The 14113-nt window shown below is 68.2% G+C and carries 17 protein-coding genes; 9 read left to right on the top strand and 8 right to left on the bottom strand.

Annotated elements, in window-relative coordinates; translation table 11 throughout:
* Positions 1-9: 9 nt before the first annotated feature.
* On the bottom strand, positions 10-1023 hold the full coding sequence (locus tag AB0I34_RS11350) for an ornithine cyclodeaminase family protein (RefSeq protein ID WP_360443214.1): 1014 nt from the start codon (positions 1021-1023) through the stop codon (positions 10-12).
* A gap of 64 nt (positions 1024-1087) precedes the next feature.
* Between AB0I34_RS11350 and AB0I34_RS11345 the strand changes: the two genes are divergently transcribed.
* Positions 1088-1804 carry a hypothetical protein gene (locus AB0I34_RS11345; RefSeq protein WP_360443211.1) on the top strand — a complete coding sequence of 239 codons (717 nt, stop codon included), beginning with the start codon at positions 1088-1090 and terminating at the stop codon, positions 1802-1804.
* Between the two features lie 15 nt (positions 1805-1819).
* On the opposite strand, the gene AB0I34_RS11340 is transcribed toward AB0I34_RS11345, so the two are convergent.
* The 3 genes from AB0I34_RS11340 to AB0I34_RS11330 form a co-directional block, all read right to left on the bottom strand.
* A complete protein-coding gene (locus tag AB0I34_RS11340) occupies positions 1820-2206 on the bottom strand; it encodes a pilus assembly protein CpaE (protein ID WP_360443208.1) in 387 nt (128 codons plus the stop codon).
* 64 nt (positions 2207-2270) lie between these two features.
* Complete coding sequence (locus AB0I34_RS11335; RefSeq protein WP_360443206.1) at positions 2271-2642, bottom strand: hypothetical protein; 372 nt, start codon at positions 2640-2642, stop codon at positions 2271-2273.
* 36 nt (positions 2643-2678) lie between these two features.
* Positions 2679-3395: a M15 family metallopeptidase gene (locus AB0I34_RS11330; protein WP_360443203.1), complete on the bottom strand. Its 717-nt coding sequence runs from the start codon at positions 3393-3395 to the stop codon at positions 2679-2681.
* Between the two features lie 177 nt (positions 3396-3572).
* Here AB0I34_RS11330 and AB0I34_RS11325 point away from each other — a divergent pair, with 177 nt between their 5' ends.
* Positions 3573-4934 (top strand): histidine kinase, encoded by a 1362-nt coding sequence (locus AB0I34_RS11325; protein ID WP_360443200.1) that lies wholly within the window; start codon positions 3573-3575, stop codon positions 4932-4934.
* Positions 4913-5680 carry a response regulator transcription factor gene (locus AB0I34_RS11320; RefSeq protein ID WP_360443197.1) on the top strand — a complete coding sequence of 256 codons (768 nt, stop codon included), beginning with the start codon at positions 4913-4915 and terminating at the stop codon, positions 5678-5680. Before AB0I34_RS11325 ends, AB0I34_RS11320 begins: the two co-directional genes overlap by 22 nt.
* Here the strand turns inward: AB0I34_RS11320 and AB0I34_RS11315 are convergent.
* A complete protein-coding gene (locus AB0I34_RS11315) occupies positions 5629-6645 on the bottom strand; it encodes a helix-turn-helix domain-containing protein (protein WP_360443194.1) in 1017 nt (338 codons plus the stop codon). The two genes, AB0I34_RS11320 and AB0I34_RS11315, sit on opposite strands and share 52 nt — an antisense overlap.
* 93 nt (positions 6646-6738) lie before the next feature.
* On the opposite strand from AB0I34_RS11315, the gene AB0I34_RS11310 reads away from it, so the two are divergent.
* Positions 6739-7551 carry a dienelactone hydrolase family protein gene (locus AB0I34_RS11310; protein WP_360443191.1) on the top strand — a complete coding sequence of 271 codons (813 nt, stop codon included), beginning with the start codon at positions 6739-6741 and terminating at the stop codon, positions 7549-7551.
* A gap of 359 nt (positions 7552-7910) precedes the next feature.
* Here the strand turns inward: AB0I34_RS11310 and AB0I34_RS11305 are convergent, their stop codons facing one another.
* On the bottom strand, positions 7911-8252 hold the full coding sequence (locus AB0I34_RS11305) for an MmcQ/YjbR family DNA-binding protein (RefSeq protein WP_360443188.1): 342 nt from the start codon (positions 8250-8252) through the stop codon (positions 7911-7913).
* A 120-nt stretch (positions 8253-8372) separates the two neighbouring features.
* On the opposite strand from AB0I34_RS11305, the gene AB0I34_RS11300 reads away from it, so the two are divergent.
* The gene (locus tag AB0I34_RS11300) at positions 8373-9071 is read left to right on the top strand and encodes an ANTAR domain-containing protein (protein ID WP_360443185.1); all 699 of its coding nucleotides are present in this window, start codon (positions 8373-8375) and stop codon (positions 9069-9071) included.
* Positions 9068-9790, top strand: coding sequence for a GAF and ANTAR domain-containing protein (locus AB0I34_RS11295; protein WP_360443182.1), 723 nt, complete (start codon positions 9068-9070; stop codon positions 9788-9790). The genes AB0I34_RS11300 and AB0I34_RS11295 overlap by 4 nt, the downstream gene beginning before the upstream one ends.
* Here the strand turns inward: AB0I34_RS11295 and AB0I34_RS11290 are convergent.
* A complete protein-coding gene (locus AB0I34_RS11290) occupies positions 9766-10494 on the bottom strand; it encodes a GAF and ANTAR domain-containing protein (RefSeq protein WP_360443179.1) in 729 nt (242 codons plus the stop codon). The two genes, AB0I34_RS11295 and AB0I34_RS11290, sit on opposite strands and share 25 nt — an antisense overlap.
* Positions 10495-10604: 110 nt before the next feature.
* Between AB0I34_RS11290 and AB0I34_RS11285 the strand changes: the two genes are divergently transcribed.
* The 3 genes from AB0I34_RS11285 to AB0I34_RS11275 all read left to right on the top strand — a co-directional run bounded on the left by AB0I34_RS11285 (position 10605) and on the right by AB0I34_RS11275 (position 13686).
* Positions 10605-11681 (top strand): alpha/beta hydrolase-fold protein, encoded by a 1077-nt coding sequence (locus AB0I34_RS11285; RefSeq protein WP_360443176.1) that lies wholly within the window; start codon positions 10605-10607, stop codon positions 11679-11681.
* On the top strand, positions 11641-12387 hold the full coding sequence (locus tag AB0I34_RS11280; protein ID WP_360443174.1) for an alpha/beta hydrolase-fold protein: 747 nt from the start codon (positions 11641-11643) through the stop codon (positions 12385-12387). The genes AB0I34_RS11285 and AB0I34_RS11280 overlap by 41 nt, the downstream gene beginning before the upstream one ends.
* 63 nt (positions 12388-12450) lie before the next feature.
* Positions 12451-13686, top strand: a complete 1236-nt coding sequence (locus tag AB0I34_RS11275) for a hypothetical protein (protein ID WP_360443171.1) — start codon at positions 12451-12453, stop codon at positions 13684-13686.
* Here the strand turns inward: AB0I34_RS11275 and AB0I34_RS11270 are convergent.
* Entirely contained in the window at positions 13683-14102 is a 420-nt protein-coding gene (locus AB0I34_RS11270; protein ID WP_360443168.1) for an ArsR family transcriptional regulator, read from the bottom strand. The two genes, AB0I34_RS11275 and AB0I34_RS11270, sit on opposite strands and share 4 nt — an antisense overlap.
* Positions 14103-14113: the final 11 nt, after the last annotated feature.

Genomic DNA, 14113 nt, shown 5'->3' with positions numbered 1-14113 from the left:
ATCAGCATGTCAATGGAACCGGAGCATCGTGCCGACGTCAGCGGCCTCGGCCTTGCGCAGGATCAGGTGCGCGATCGCGACGTCCAGCAGGGACAGGCCGCGATGCCAGAAAAGGTTGCGCTCGGCATCGTTCTCGCGGCCCGGCTTCTGACCCGCGACGATCTGCCCGAGCTCGGCGTACAGGGTCTGCGGCGACAGCCGGCCGGTGTCCACGTGCCGGCGCAACGCTCCGAACCGGCCGGACTGGGCCTCGCGCCAGTCGTCGACGACGACCTTGTCCATCACGTCGAGCAGGTCGAGCTCGACCGCGCTGATCGTCCCGTACGGTACGACGAAAGCGCCGGGCTTCACGGCGGCCGTGCGGAGCAACGGTTCGGGCTCGGTCAGCCGGGTCGCCTCGACCAGGACGTCGGCGCCGTCGAACGCCTCCTCGGCCGTCGCCACCACCCGCACCGGCGTGGACAGCTCCGCGGACAGCTCGGCCGCGAACCTCTCCCGCGATTCCGGCCGCCGCGACGTCACCCGGATCTCGTCCAGCTCGAAGAGGTCGTCGAGCATCGTCACGTTCCACCACGCCGTCCCGCGGGCGCCGGCGTGGGCGAGAATCTTGCTGTCCCGCCGGGCCAGGTGGCGGGCGCCGACCGTGGTCATGGCGCCGGTCCGCGCCGCGGTGACCATCGTCGCGTCCAGGACCGCGAGCGGTACGCCGGTCGTCGGGTCGAACAGCGTCGCCATCGCCAGCTCGCTGGGCAGACCCTTCTGGTAGTTCGGGACGAAGTCACCGACCACCTTCACGCCGCTGATGCCGTGCTCGCCGAGGCCGTCCAGATGCCCGCGCAGGATGTTGAAGTGGCCGATCCCGCCGTTGTCGGGCATCAGGTGCACGCGCGGTTCGAAGCTGGTCCGGCCTTCGCCGTGTTCGCGGACCGCCTCCTCGACCGCGTCCACGATCTCCAGCCTGGTCAGCCCGAGCGAGTCGATCTCCGGACCACTCAGAAACCGCAACCAGATCCCGTCAGCCACCCGGCCTCCTTCGGTCGTTGTGATTCGATACTAAAGTTCCGGACCGCTGCGCTACGTTCGGGCCATGGAGTCGACCACACGGACACCGGACCGGACGGTGATCGGGCACTCGACCACCGACAAGGTGGTGCTGTTCGGTGGACTGCCCCTGATCGGACTGGTGCTCGGCTTCTTCCTGCCGCGGATCGCGGACTGGGCGGCGCGGCAGGACTGGGTGCCGTTCCAGGGGCCGCTGACGCTGATCTCGGGATGGGACGGCTGGTGGGTGATCGCGGTCTGCATCGTGATCGGCCTAGTGGCCGGCGTGATCCTGGCCGGGATGGCGCTCGAGGACACGCTGAAGGTCACCGTCACCAACCGGTCGGTGGAGTTCGCCAAGAACCAGAAGACGGTGACCGTGCCACGGGAACAGGTGGCGGTCGCGTTCCTGGACGGCAAGGAGCTCGTGCTGCAGGACTCGACCTCGCGCGAGCTGGCGCGGGAGAAGCACGATCAGCTGAAGTCCGACGCGCGGCAGATCCCGGCCGTCTTCCGCGCCCATGGGTATCCCTGGTCTGACGCGGGCGATCCGCACGCGGACCGGTTCCGTCGCTGGGTCGAGGACGAGCCCGACCTGCCGCCGGCGGTCAACGCCGTACTGAAGGTGCGGGCCAAGGGGTTCGACCAGGGCGACAAGGGCAAGGCGGATCTGCGCGAGCTGCGCGGCGAGGTGGCGAAGCTCGGCTACACGGTGAAGGACCGCGACAAGAAGCAGTACTGGCGGCCGGCCATGCCGCGGTGATTCAGCCGCGGTGATTCAGGCGCCGAGGAGGTGGATGACAGCGGCGGCGTACGCCTGCTCGGCGTCGTCCGCCCGGTGCACGCTGTCGGTCAACTCGACGGCGTACCCGTCGGGGACCGCCTCGAGCTTGCGGAAGTGCTCGCCCAGGAGAGCGCGCAACTGTTCCTCGCGCGGCAGCCAGACGACCTCACGCTGCTCGATGCTGTCCAGGGCCCACTCGGTGGTGCCGTTGAAGCCGATCACCTTGCTGCCCTGGTAGTCGTGCACCTCGACGGTCATGTCGCTCACCACGAACACGTCGTCGTCCATCTCCCGGTCCGGTACGACGAAACGATCCCCTGCCGCGGGTGCCCACAGCACCCCGGCCTTGCGCAGTCGCCCAGCCTGCTCAATCGTGATCACCCTTCTATCCTCCCCACGCCAGGCAAACCCCGCAGGTTCGCGCGAGCCGCGCGCCTGGCGCGGGTCAGCGGTTCAGGGCAGTACGGAGCTCGGTTGCACGGTGGGAAATGCGGTCCCGGCACTCGTTCGTCAGCGGCAGATCGAGCAACGCGGTCGCCTGCAGGTGGCTCAACCCGAACTCCTCCCGCAGCCGCTGGACGGCGATCACCCGGTCGGTGGAGGCGTGCAGTACGTCGGCCACCTCGTCGCGGCGCTCGAACGCGGCCAGTACGCCGTCGTAGATCTCCAACTGTGTGTACGCCGACCGATCCGGTTCGGGCACGATCGCCACGTCTTCCTTCTCACTGGCACGGATCACCTGCCGCCAGAGCGCGGGGACAGCGAGCCGGGCCCGGGTGTAGCGCCGGGGCATCGGCTGGGCAAAAGTCATGGTCATGGTCGGCTCCTGTTCGGGGTTGTCGGATCAGTCGGCCTAGCTGGGCCCGGCCACGCCGTACGGTTCGCGCGGCGGGCACTTCTTCCCAGGCGTTGTGAGCGCCTCGAAATGCCAGGGTTCGTTGTCGTAGCGGCGGCAGACGCCGTACCGCCAGCCGTTCTTGTTCAGCCAGGTCATGGCGGCCGCAGGGCCGATGTCCACGGCCTTGCCCTTCACATGAGCGGAGTACTTGGGCGGCAGCACCCAGTGCGTCGCAGCCTTGTACGAGCCGTACTTCTTGATCGCCTCGTTCAACAGCCGCTGCTGCTTGGAGGTACTGCGCCGGCCCGAGGTGATTCTGATCGTGACGCCGTCGGCCTTCGCGGCCGTCATCGCCTTCTTCAGCCGCGTCCGCAGCGTCAGCGACAGCCCGTTGATGCTCTCCTCGCCGTACTTCGGCATGGTCGTGGCCGACTTCTCCGGCTTCGCGGTCTTCGTGGGCGGCTTGACCGGGGTGGTCTCGTGAGTCGACGGCCGGGTAGGCGGTGGCGTCGGCGTCTCGGTGACCAGCGTGGTCGGCGGAGCGGAGTTCGCCGGAGCGTTCACGGTGGAGATGACCGGCTCCTTGTCCGCGGCCAGACCGAGCATCTCCCCCAGTTGCGCGTGCCACAGCACCAACGACCCGACCGCCAGCACCGCAACGCCTGCTCCCGTCACGGACAGCAACCGCAGCCGGTCCGAGCCGGTCCGGCGCGGTGGCATGTCGTTCGTCATGGGGTACAGCCTCTCGGATCAGGCGCGGTCGCCACATCGGCCCCAGGGACCGTCCTCACATCCCGGAAGTAGCCCCTGAGTATCAATTCGGACGCCGAGCCTCCTCCAAAAGTTGGAGAGGCTGCCCCTCCGGGCAGATGAAGCCTTGGCGAACACGAGCTGACTACGCTGGGCGACATGTGGAGTGTTTGGCGCCGGATGTCGCAGGTGCAGCAGGATGTGCTGCTCGCTGCGATCATCGGCGTGGTCTGGTTCGGGGTGCTGAACCTGATCAACGACAGCGGCCTGCGCCCGCAGAACCCGGCCGTGTCCGTCGTCACCGGCGTCTTCCTCGTCGCCACGGTCGCGTGCGTACGGCGGATTCCGCGGACGACGCTCGTGGTCGTCTCGGTGCTGTACCCGTTCCTGTACGCCGCGGTCGGCACCGGCCTGGCCGCGCAGGTCGGGATCAGGGTCTTCGGCCAGCCCGAGATCAGCGACGCCGCGCTGCAGTCCGAGATCCACCTGGTCCCGCTGCTCGTCGTCGGGTACCTGGCCGCGTCGAGCGGCGTACGGCGGTTCACCTGCCTGTTCTTCACAATGGGCAGCCTGGCCGGGCTGATGATCGGACTGCCGACCGTGGTCGCCATCGTGCTCGGGCATGCGAACCGGGACATCCTGAGGGGCGACCGCTACCAGAACCTGCCCACGGACCTGGCCAGCCTCTACAGCTACATCGACGTGTCGCTGTTCGTGTTCGCCGAGGCGCTGATCTGCGGCATGGTGCTGCTCGGCGCGGACGCGCAGCGACGGCGCAAGAATGTCGCCCTGCTGCAGCAGCGCAACGCCGAGCTGATCCGGCTGCGCGCGGTCGAGGCCGAGCGGGCCGCGGTCGCCGAGCGGACCCGGATCGCTCGCGACCTGCACGACGTCATCTCCCATCACGTCAGTGCGGTGGTGATCCGGGCCCAGGCGGCCGAACGAGTGGCCGACCAGCGACCCGAAGTACTGCGGGAGGCGATTCGCTGGATCATTGCCAGCGGCAAGGAAGCGCTGACCGCGATGCGGGAGACGGTCCGGGTACTCAACACAGCCTCACCGAACGCGGTCGGGGCGTCGCCGGACTCGGGTGGCGGGACCGCGCCCGTACCTGATCTGTCCGACGTCGCGCGGATGGGCGAGCGGCTGAAGGCGGTCGGCATCGACGTGTCGATGAGCCTGCCGCCGCGGCAGCGGCAGCTGACCTCGGCCACCGACCTGACCGCGGTCCGGATCATCCAGGAGGCGTTGACCAACGTCATGGTGCACGCGAAGGCGACCGCGGCCCGGGTCACCTGGCAGAGTGGACCGCAGGGCGAACTGCTGACCATCGACGACAACGGCAGCGGCGGACCACCGCCGGTGAACGTGCTGGAGTCCGCCCGGCGGAGCGAAAGCGGCCGCGGCAACGGACTGATCGGGATGCGGGAACGGGCCACAGCGGTCGGCGGCACACTGGCCGTCGCGGCCGGCCCACTGGGTGGATGGAGGGTGCAGGCATGGCTGCCGCCGCAGAACTGACCGGACCGGACACCAGTCCGATCCGGATCCTGGTTGTCGACGACCAGGGCGTGATCCGGATGGGCCTGGCGATGATCCTGGACCACGAACCAGATCTCACCACGGTCGCCCAGGCCGGCGACGGCGAAGAGGCGCTCCGGCTCGTCGACCAGTACGACCCGGACGTCGTACTCATGGACATCCGGATGCCGGTGATGGACGGACTCGTCGCCACCGAACGGATCACGACGGCCAACAAGGCGGCTGGTCGGTCGCGTCCTGCGGTCCTGGTGCTGACGACGTTCGACGACGAGGCGTATGTGCTGAGCGCGGTCCGGGCTGGGGCGTCCGGGTTCCTGTTGAAGGACACGGATCCGGATCTGTTGGTGTCGGCTGTGCGGGCGGTACATCGTGGGGACTCGCTGGTCGATCCGGCGTCGACCCGCGTGCTGCTCGAGCGGTGCATGGAGCTGGAGCGGCAGGTCGGGGGTGGTGCGGCGGAGCCCGCGCCGGCGCAACCGGATGGTCGGTGGACTGGGTCGCTTGGGCAGCTGAGCGAGCGGGAGCGGGAGATCCTGGTGTGGATGGCGCGCGGGCTGTCCAACCGCGACCTCGCCACGAAGCTGTTCGTCAGCGAGACCACGGTGAAGACCCACGTCAGCAGCGTCCTCTCCAAACTGGGCCTCTCCAGCCGGGTCCAGGCGGTCGTCGTCGCCTACGAAGCCGGGGTGGTCCGGCCGGGCGAGGCTGAAGTCCGCTGGGATTGATCCGATCGGCGGAAGGATGTTCTGTAGGTGCTGGGGGGTTGGCCTGTGTGCTTGGTGAAGAGCGCGGCGAAGGTCCCGGGATTCTTGTAGCCGACTGTGGTGGAGATGCTGGCGATGGTTCGGTCTGTGGTTTCCAGGAGGTGGCGGGCGCGGGAGACGCGCGACGCCTGGAGGTAGTCGAGGGGGCTCTGGTGGGTCTCGTCCGCGAAGCGCCTGAGCAGAGTGCGGGTGCTGACTCTGAAGGTGGCGGCCAGGGCTGTGAGGTCGTAACGGTCACCCAGGTTCTGGTCGAGGTGGCGCATGACTTCTCGCGAGAACTCGCTTCCGGCCCGCGGCAGTAGCCGGGTGTCGACGTACGGCGTCTGTGAGGACCGCGCATCGTCGACGAGCGCAAGTCTCGCGGTCGCCCTCGCCACGAAGGTACCGCTGTGTTCCCGGATCAGGCCGAGCGCGAAGTCGTACATGGCGCTGAACGACCCGGTCGTCGTCACCCCGCTGTCGGTGATGACCAACTCCTCGGCGCAGACATCGGCATCGGGGCAGCGGCGGGCCAGTTCGTCTGCGAAGACCCACGAGGTCGTCGCCCGGCGGCCGGTCAGCAGACCTGCCTCCGCAAGCAGGAACGCCCCGACACAGATCGAGACGACCGCGTTGCCGGTGGCAACATGTGAGCGGATCACGGCGAGTTCCGGGGCGAGCGGCGCGAGCGTCGTGTCCAGGAGAAGGCCCGGCGAGAGCTCGAACCCTGGTACGACGAGAACGTCGACGTCACGGACCGCGGAGACCGCCAGCCTCGCACCACCCGAGGCGGTGACCTGACGGCGCGGCGACATGATCGACACGTCGTAGCCGATCCCGTCAGACCCGCCGAGGTGGGTGGCCATGGTCAGCAGATCGGGTACGCCGTACACCTCGGACGCGAAGCATCGCGGATACGCCAGCACACCGACCCGCAGTACACCCATCTCCAGGCTCCTCACTGCTCGTGGCGAGATTACCTCCAACTATGGCGATCTGGCCGCTCGTCGGCCGACGGTTCCTGGCACCACGCTGTCGGCATGAGCACACGTGACGACGAGATCGCGGACTTCTCCCGCCAACTCATCGAGGTCGAGGGGGTGGTGAAGACGGTGTACGTCGCGGGGTCCGGGCCGGCCGTGGTCGTGATGCCGGAGATGCCCGGCATCAGCCCGGACGTACTTCGGTTGGCTCGGTGGGTTCGGGACGCCGGCTTCACCGTCTACGTCCCGTCGCTCTTCGGGGTCGACGGCGCCTATCCCACGGCCGACGGTGGTTCGGAGGTTGTTCGTCGCGCCTGCGTCAGTGCGGAGTTCCGCGCGTTCGCCGGGGGTGGGACGAGCCGGGTCACCGTCTGGCTGCGTGGGCTCGCCCGGCAGGCACATGGCGAGTGCGGCGGTCCCGGCGTTGGCGCGATCGGTCTGTGCTTCACCGGCAACTTCGCCCTCACCATGGCGCTCGAGCCGGCCGTGATCGCGCCGGTGGTCAACCACCCGTCCCTGCCGCTGGACGACCCGGCCGGGCTCGAGCTGAGCGACGAGGACGCGCGTGCGATCCGGGACCGCGTCGACCGGGATGGGCTGAGCGTTCTGGCGTACAGGTTCGACAATGACCGCTGGTGCACCGGCCAACGCTTCGCGGCGTACCGAGCACTCCTCGGCGACGCCTTCGACGGTCGCGTCCTTCCTGGCGGCTGCGCGAAGACCGACCCGCCGCCGTTCTTCCGCGAGGTCGTCGAGACACCCCACAGCGTGGTGACCGCTCATCTCGTCGACGAGGACGGACACCCGACCGTCGAGGCCAGAGACGAGATCCTCAGCTACCTGACCATCCGTTTGCTACCGGCCGACTGAATGCGGCGGGCTCACAGCGTCTCGGCGGCTGCCGAGTCGTGGATCCTCGCGCCGAAATCACGCAACACCCGAACCAAATCCACGACTCGATGATCGGTCGACCGGGCGGGGGAGTTCCTACGTGAACAGGTAGATGCCGAGTGCGGCGATGGCGATCACGATGAGGATGGCCAGTAGCTGGGCTCGGGCCGACGCTTGGCGGCGGTGGGGTAGGAAGTCTCCGGTCATGCTTCCAGGCTGCCGGGAGGAACCGCCCCACCCATCGGTCGTCGGGACGGTTCTGGCGCGACGTCAGTAGGCCCGGGGACGCAGCCAGCTCCTACCAGAGGATGAGATGGTTGCCGTAGGCCCCTGAATGACTACCGTGCGAAGTATTCGGCCTGGACTTTCTTGGGTACGACCATGGCCCAGGCATCCAGGATCAGTTCGCGGAGTTCGTCGTACTCGAGGGCGTCGAGGCGGACCTGGATCCAGCGGAAGCGCTCGTCGGACGGGCGCGGGCGGAAGAACTTGTCGGGTTCGGCGGCCAGCGCGGCCTCGCGTTCCTCGCGGGGGAACGCGATCCCGATCGTCTGTTCGTCCGGCGCGACCGCCAGGTAGACGATCTGCCCGACCCGGTACTTGATCGAGTCCCGCACCAGCACCTCGTAGCTGCGCGGCAGGTCCGCCGTCACCGCCCGGATGTCGTCCAGTCCCACCATGAGCCCTCCAGAAACCGCAGTCGTGAGAGCCGACGTTACCGAGGAAAGCTTTCACCGGGCTTTCAAGTTCTGAGCAGGTCCGGACGAGTAGGGTGACAACAAGGGGGTTAGGGAGACGTGATGACCGATCGGACCACGATCCTCGCCAGACTCGCCAGGCTGGCCGCGGCGAACGCGTCCCACGAGAACCTCGCCGTCCGGCTCTGCGAGGCGAGCCGGCTGATCCTCGGCGCGCAGGGCGCGTGGATCACAGTGCTCGACGGGACGTCGTCGCGGCTGCCGCTCAGTGCGACCGACCAGGTCGCGGCCGACCTCGAGGACATCCAGGACGTGATCGGCCAGGGCCCGAGCATCTCGGCGTACCAGGGCAACTCGGCTGTCACGATGACGTTGCATTCCGAATCCGACAGCCGTTGGCCGGAGTTCAGCCGGACGGCGTGGCAGCGGATCACGACGGTACTGCGGATCGACGCGTACCCGATGCGCCCGGCCACCGACACGTTCGGCGTACTGAACACGTACTTCACGACCGCCGAGCCGTTGGAGTCCGGCGATTCCGCGCAGTTCCTGGCCGACGCGGTCGGGGCCGCGCTGCTGCGGGACCCGGTGCCGAATGAGGACTCCGGCTTCGACCGGGGGATGTGGTCGGCCCGCTCACGACTGCACCAGGCGACGGGGATGGTGATCGCCCAGTTGCACATCCCGCCGGAGGATGCGCTCGCCATCCTGCGCGCACACGCGTACGCCCACGACACCACGCTGGCCGACATCGCCGAGCAGGTCGTCAACCGCCGGCTCGACTTCCGAGGGGATTCATGACCATTCACGAGAGCACTGGAACGGCACTGCCCGAACGTGCGGTCCGTGAACTGGTCGCGGCGGCCGCGACCCTGGTCACCGATCATGACGTGATCGGCACTCTGACGGCAGTACTGGCCGGCTGCGCCGACTGCGTCGATGCCACCGCGGCAGGCGTGCTGCTGTCGTCACCGGACGGTTCGCTGGAGTTCCTCGCGGCGACGAATCACCGGGCCGCGCATCTCGAGTTCTACCAGTCAGGACTCGACGAGGGACCGGCAGTGGACTGTGTGACGTCCGGGCGGCCGATCACCGGCGGGACGGTCGACCTGACGACCCGCTGGCCCAGGCTCGCCGACGCGTTCCGTACGGCGGGATTCCGCGGGGTCCACGCTGCACCGATGATCTGGCAGGGCGAGACGATGGGTGCGGTCAATCTGTTCTTCGCCGACGAGCCCCCGGCCGATGTCACGCCGGTCGCGCAGGCCTTCGCGGACATCGCGTGCGTCGTGATCCTGCAGGCCGGCCCTGCGGTGCCCGGGTCCGTGCAGGACCGCACCCAGGCCGCCCTCGACGAACGGACCGTGATCGAGCGGGCCAAGGGCGTGCTCGCCTACACCCACGACCTCTCAGTGGACGAGGCCTTCGAACGGCTTGTCAGCCTGGCCCGCGACCAGCACCGCCCACTCACCGCGGTTGCCGCGGGCATCGTCGATCAGGCAGTGAACGGTGGGACCTGATCTTTCGCCTCGCCAGTCGGAAGTTGCCGGGTCTGGATGAGGTGCTGCGCGACATCACGCAGCTTGGTGCGGTTGTCCTGGGAGTAGCGCTTCAGCACCTCGAACGCGCGATCGCCGTCCAGTCCGTACCGTTCCATCAGGATGCCCATCGCCTGACCGACCAGTTTCCGGGCGTCGATCGCCTGGGCCAGGTTCTCCTGACGCCGTGCCGTCGCCACTGCCACCGACGCATGCCGAGCGAGGATGTGCGTGACGGCAACATCGTCGGCACTGAACGCGTTCGGCAGCGCGGCGTACACACTGAGGATCCCCGCGCCCCGGCCACCGAGCAGCATCGGAACGTGGATCACGCTGCGCAGACCAAGTTCGCTGAGTACTTCGCTCAACTGCGGCCAGCGCGGATCGGTCATCACATCCGGGACGTGCAGCGGGCGACCCGCCGCTGCCGCAGCCAGCATCGGATCCTCGCCGGTCTCCAGCTGGCGCCGGTAGATCGTCTCGACGACCGGATCGGTCACCGCCGCGACCTCGAGGCGCCCACCCCGGTGGCTCAGGACAAGGCCGGCCGCGTCACCCCTGACCGCAAGCACGGCGGATCGGACGACGGACTCGACGGTCTCGTCGACATGTTCCGCGTCGTGGAGGGTCAACGCGAGTTGCGCGAACTCCACGGCCTGCGAGAACCCCGATGGGTCGTGCTGCACGGTCGCCTCCCCATGAATCGCGCCAACCCCCGTCGCGCCAGCGACGCCTCGATTATGCCTCGCTGTCCACCGTTCTCACTACGAATAGCCAGTCGGCGTACGGTGGTCTGATGCCTGCTGTGGTGAGTGGTGTCGAAGGGGCCGAGGTGGTGTTCCGCCTCGGCGATCCTTCGCATGCCTTCACCGGGGTGAAGCTGTGGCAAGAGCTCGGGCTGGCGGCCGAACTGCTCGAATTCAAACAGGTGGACCACGGCTGGGAGCTGCGGCTGCCCCGGCCGTCGGTGCGCCGGATGGAGTACCTGTTCGACATCGCCGACCTGGGGATGCGGACCGACCCGACCAACCCGCGCGTCGTCGGCGGGGCGTTCGGGGAGCACTCCTGGCTGCCACTGCCCGGGTACGTCGAGCCCGCGTGGATCACCGTCCCACCGATCGCGTCGGCGCTGACTCCGCTCAGTGTGGAAACCCCGGTCGGCGAGGTCGACGTTCACGTCTGGGCGCCGGAAGGCATCGCACCGACGTTCGAGCTGCCGCTGCTCTTGTCCCACGACGGTCCCGAGTTCGCCGCGTACGCCGGTCTGACCCACTACGCCGGCGCGATGGTCGCCGGGTCCTTGCTGCCGCCTTTCCGGCTCGCGCTGATCCGGCCGACCACCCGCAACCTCTGGTACGCCGCGAATCCGCAGTACGCCGAGGCCCTGACGCAATACGTGCTGCCCGCGATCGAGACGCAGTACCGCAGCCGGCGGCCCGTGCTGATGGGCGCGAGCCTGGGTGCGCTGGCCGCCTTGTTCGCGGAATGGCACCATCCGGGCACGTTCGACGGGCTTTTCCTGCAGTCTGGGTCGTTCTTCACCGCCGACACGGATCCGCAGGAGTCGCGGTTCGAGTTCTACGCCGAGGTCACCGGGTTCGTCGCGCAGGTGCTGACGGCAACCACGCCGCCCAGTACGCCGCTGATCGGGATGACCGCGGGGACGACGGAGGAGAACGTCCACAACAACCGGGTGATGGCCGCGAAGCTGGCCGAGCTCGGGCTGGAGGTGAGGTTCGACGAAACGCCGGACATGCACAACTTCACAGCATGGCGTGATGTGCTGGATCCTGAGCTGACAGAGCTACTGCAACGGTGCTGGGGTGGGGCAGATGGAGCGGGAGCAGGTCGAGTTGGAGGCGCCGGGGCTTGACCGGCGCGGCACCCTGATCCGGTACGGCCATTTCGGCCGCCCGGTGCTGGTGTTCCCGAGCGAGCAGGGCCGCGCCTGGGACTACGAGAACAACGGCATGGTCGACGCGGTCGCGGACCTGATCGAGGCCGGCCGGGTGAAGCTGTACTGCGTCGATTCCTTCGACCACGTCAGCTGGTCGGACCGCAGCATCCAGCTCGAGGACCGGGCCCGGCGGCACGGGTTCTACGAGTCCTGGATCCTGGAGCAGGTGGTCCCGGCGATCGGCGCGGACTCCCCCGGCACCGCCGACATCATCACCACCGGCTGCAGCCTGGGCGCGTTCCATGCGCTCAACTTCGCGTTCAAACGGGCCGATCTGTTCCCGATCGCGATCTGCCAGTCCGGCAACTACGACGCGGCCGGCTGGCACGCGTGGGGTGAGCGCGGCGAGGCGACCTACTTCAACAACCCGGCCGACTACCTGCCGAATCTGGACGGTGACCACCTGGAGTGGTTGCGCACCCGGATCTTCATCCTGCTCACGGTCGGTCAGGGCGACTGGGAGACGAACCCGACCGGGTCGTTGCCGTCCGCCCGCGCGACCGCCGCCGTACTGAAGGCCAAAGGCATCCCGCATGAGTTCGACCTGTGGGGGTACGACGTAGCCCACGACTGGCCTTGGTGGCGCAAGCAACTCGCCCACCACCTGCCCCGATTCTGTTAGGAGACCGATCCCCCTTCCCTTCTTCTTGCCTTCCTTTCCCGACACCGACCTGTAGGAGATTCAGTGGCTGATCGTTCACGGCATTTGATCGGGTTGTTGCTCGGGGCTGAAGAGGACTGGCCGCGGGCGTTCGAGGCGCTGCTGCAGCGGGTCGGGCCGGTCACCATCGACGGGACCGAGCACGAGTTCGGGTCCCGGCGGCTGACCATCGAGCCGTTCGACCTGAACGACCCGGTCCGGGTCGGGCTGGTCATCGACCGGCTCGCGTACTGGTACTACCACCCGCGCGAGTGGCTGAAGAAGGCCGCGCTGATGAACGGCACCTATCTGCTGAACTCGCCGTTCACGTTCCAGTCGATGGAGAAGCATTCGGCGTACTGCGCGATGCTCCGGCTCGGGCTGAAGATCCCGCGGACCGTGCTGGTGCCGTACAAGAACCCGGTCGACAACGTGCGCTGGGCGTACACGTCGGCGCAGTACAACAAGGCGTTCGACCTGGACGCCATCGCCGAGGACCTCGGCTATCCGCTGTACATGAAGCCGTTCGACGGCGGCGGCTGGCGGGGCGTGTCCCGGATCAACGACAAGGTCGACCTGCATCGCGCGTACGACCAGTCCGGCGAGATGCTGATGCACCTGCAGGCGACGATCGAGTACGACAAGTTCGCCCGGGCGCTGTCGATCGGCGCCGAGACGATGGTGATGGACTTCCGCCCCGACGAGCCGATGCACAACCGGTACGCCGTCTCGCACGACTTCCTCAGCCCGTCCGCCGGGCACGAGGCGGTGGCGATCAGCCGGATCGTGAACGCCTTCTTCGGCTGGGAGTTCAACTCCTGCGAGATGCTGGTGAAGGGCGACTCGGTCCACCCGATCGACTACGCCAACGCCTGCCCGGACGTGGCGGTCACCTCGCTGCACTACTACTTCCCGTGGGCGATCAGCGCGCTGGTCAAGTGGTCGGTGTTCTCCCTCGCGACCGGCCGGCGCAGCGCGATCGACCTGCAGACCGAGCGGTACTTCGCGATCGCGGACGACGAATCGCTCGACTACACCGCGAAAATCGAGGCCTATCTGGCCCTGGCCGACGAGCACTTCGAGACCACGAAGTACCACGAGTGGTGCGCCGAGCACCTCGCCGACTTCGACGCCCGCGTCCGCGACTGGGTCGCCGGCCCCGACTTCGACCGCCTCCTGACGTCGACCGTCGCCACCACCTACCCCGAGCACGAGCAGGACCAGTTCATGGCCCATTTCCGGGGCCTGACCAGCCTCTGGCTCTCCGACCAGGCCGGCTAAGCGGTCTGGTCGGCTTCGAGGGCGGCAAGGATCGCCTGGAGTGCGGTGACCCGGTGCGGCGGGATCGCGAAGGTGCCGCGCGTGGGGGTGTGCAGCCAGCCTTCGGCGGTCAGGTGGCGGAGGTGGTGGTAGATCTGACCGCTGGTGCCAAGACCGTCGACCTGACTCAGAGCGCTGACGGTCGCTCGGCCGCGCACGATCTCGCGCAGCAAGGTCAGCCGGACGGAATTGCCCAGCGCCGCGAGTGTCGGCGCGACATCTGACCAGTCACTCCATGCCCGGAGCTCGCTGAGCGCCCGGGTCGCTTCGGCCTGCCCGGCGGAGGTCCGCCGCCTGGCTCCACCCCGCCCGTCCGCTGCGGATTCCAGCGCGGCGATCCGCCGTTCCAGCTCCGCGAGCCGGTTATCCACAGCCATATCCACACTGT

This window comes from Kribbella sp. NPDC050281, from assembly GCF_040655855.1.
GTDB lineage: Bacteria > Actinomycetota > Actinomycetes > Propionibacteriales > Kribbellaceae > Kribbella.
Note: the sequence above shows the minus strand (reverse complement) of the source record. Positions and strands in the feature narration are given on the sequence as shown.

What these genes read in the sequence shown, in the direction of transcription:
- AB0I34_RS11345 (WP_360443211.1), top strand. Translation starts at nt 1,088, where the DNA reads ATGGAGTCGACCACACGGACACCGGACCGGACGGTGATCGGGCACTCG.
- AB0I34_RS11335 (WP_360443206.1), bottom strand. Translation starts at nt 2,642, where the DNA reads ATGACCATGACTTTTGCCCAGCCGATGCCCCGGCGCTACACCCGGGCC.
- AB0I34_RS11330 (WP_360443203.1), bottom strand. Translation starts at nt 3,395, where the DNA reads ATGACGAACGACATGCCACCGCGCCGGACCGGCTCGGACCGGCTGCGG.
- AB0I34_RS11325 (WP_360443200.1), top strand. Translation starts at nt 3,573, where the DNA reads ATGTGGAGTGTTTGGCGCCGGATGTCGCAGGTGCAGCAGGATGTGCTG.
- AB0I34_RS11320 (WP_360443197.1), top strand. Translation starts at nt 4,913, where the DNA reads ATGGCTGCCGCCGCAGAACTGACCGGACCGGACACCAGTCCGATCCGG.
- AB0I34_RS11315 (WP_360443194.1), bottom strand. Translation starts at nt 6,645, where the DNA reads ATGGGTGTACTGCGGGTCGGTGTGCTGGCGTATCCGCGATGCTTCGCG.
- AB0I34_RS11310 (WP_360443191.1), top strand. Translation starts at nt 6,739, where the DNA reads ATGAGCACACGTGACGACGAGATCGCGGACTTCTCCCGCCAACTCATC.
- AB0I34_RS11305 (WP_360443188.1), bottom strand. Translation starts at nt 8,252, where the DNA reads ATGGTGGGACTGGACGACATCCGGGCGGTGACGGCGGACCTGCCGCGC.
- AB0I34_RS11300 (WP_360443185.1), top strand. Translation starts at nt 8,373, where the DNA reads ATGACCGATCGGACCACGATCCTCGCCAGACTCGCCAGGCTGGCCGCG.
- AB0I34_RS11295 (WP_360443182.1), top strand. Translation starts at nt 9,068, where the DNA reads ATGACCATTCACGAGAGCACTGGAACGGCACTGCCCGAACGTGCGGTC.
- AB0I34_RS11285 (WP_360443176.1), top strand. Translation starts at nt 10,605, where the DNA reads ATGCCTGCTGTGGTGAGTGGTGTCGAAGGGGCCGAGGTGGTGTTCCGC.
- AB0I34_RS11280 (WP_360443174.1), top strand. Translation starts at nt 11,641, where the DNA reads ATGGAGCGGGAGCAGGTCGAGTTGGAGGCGCCGGGGCTTGACCGGCGC.
- AB0I34_RS11270 (WP_360443168.1), bottom strand. Translation starts at nt 14,102, where the DNA reads ATGGCTGTGGATAACCGGCTCGCGGAGCTGGAACGGCGGATCGCCGCG.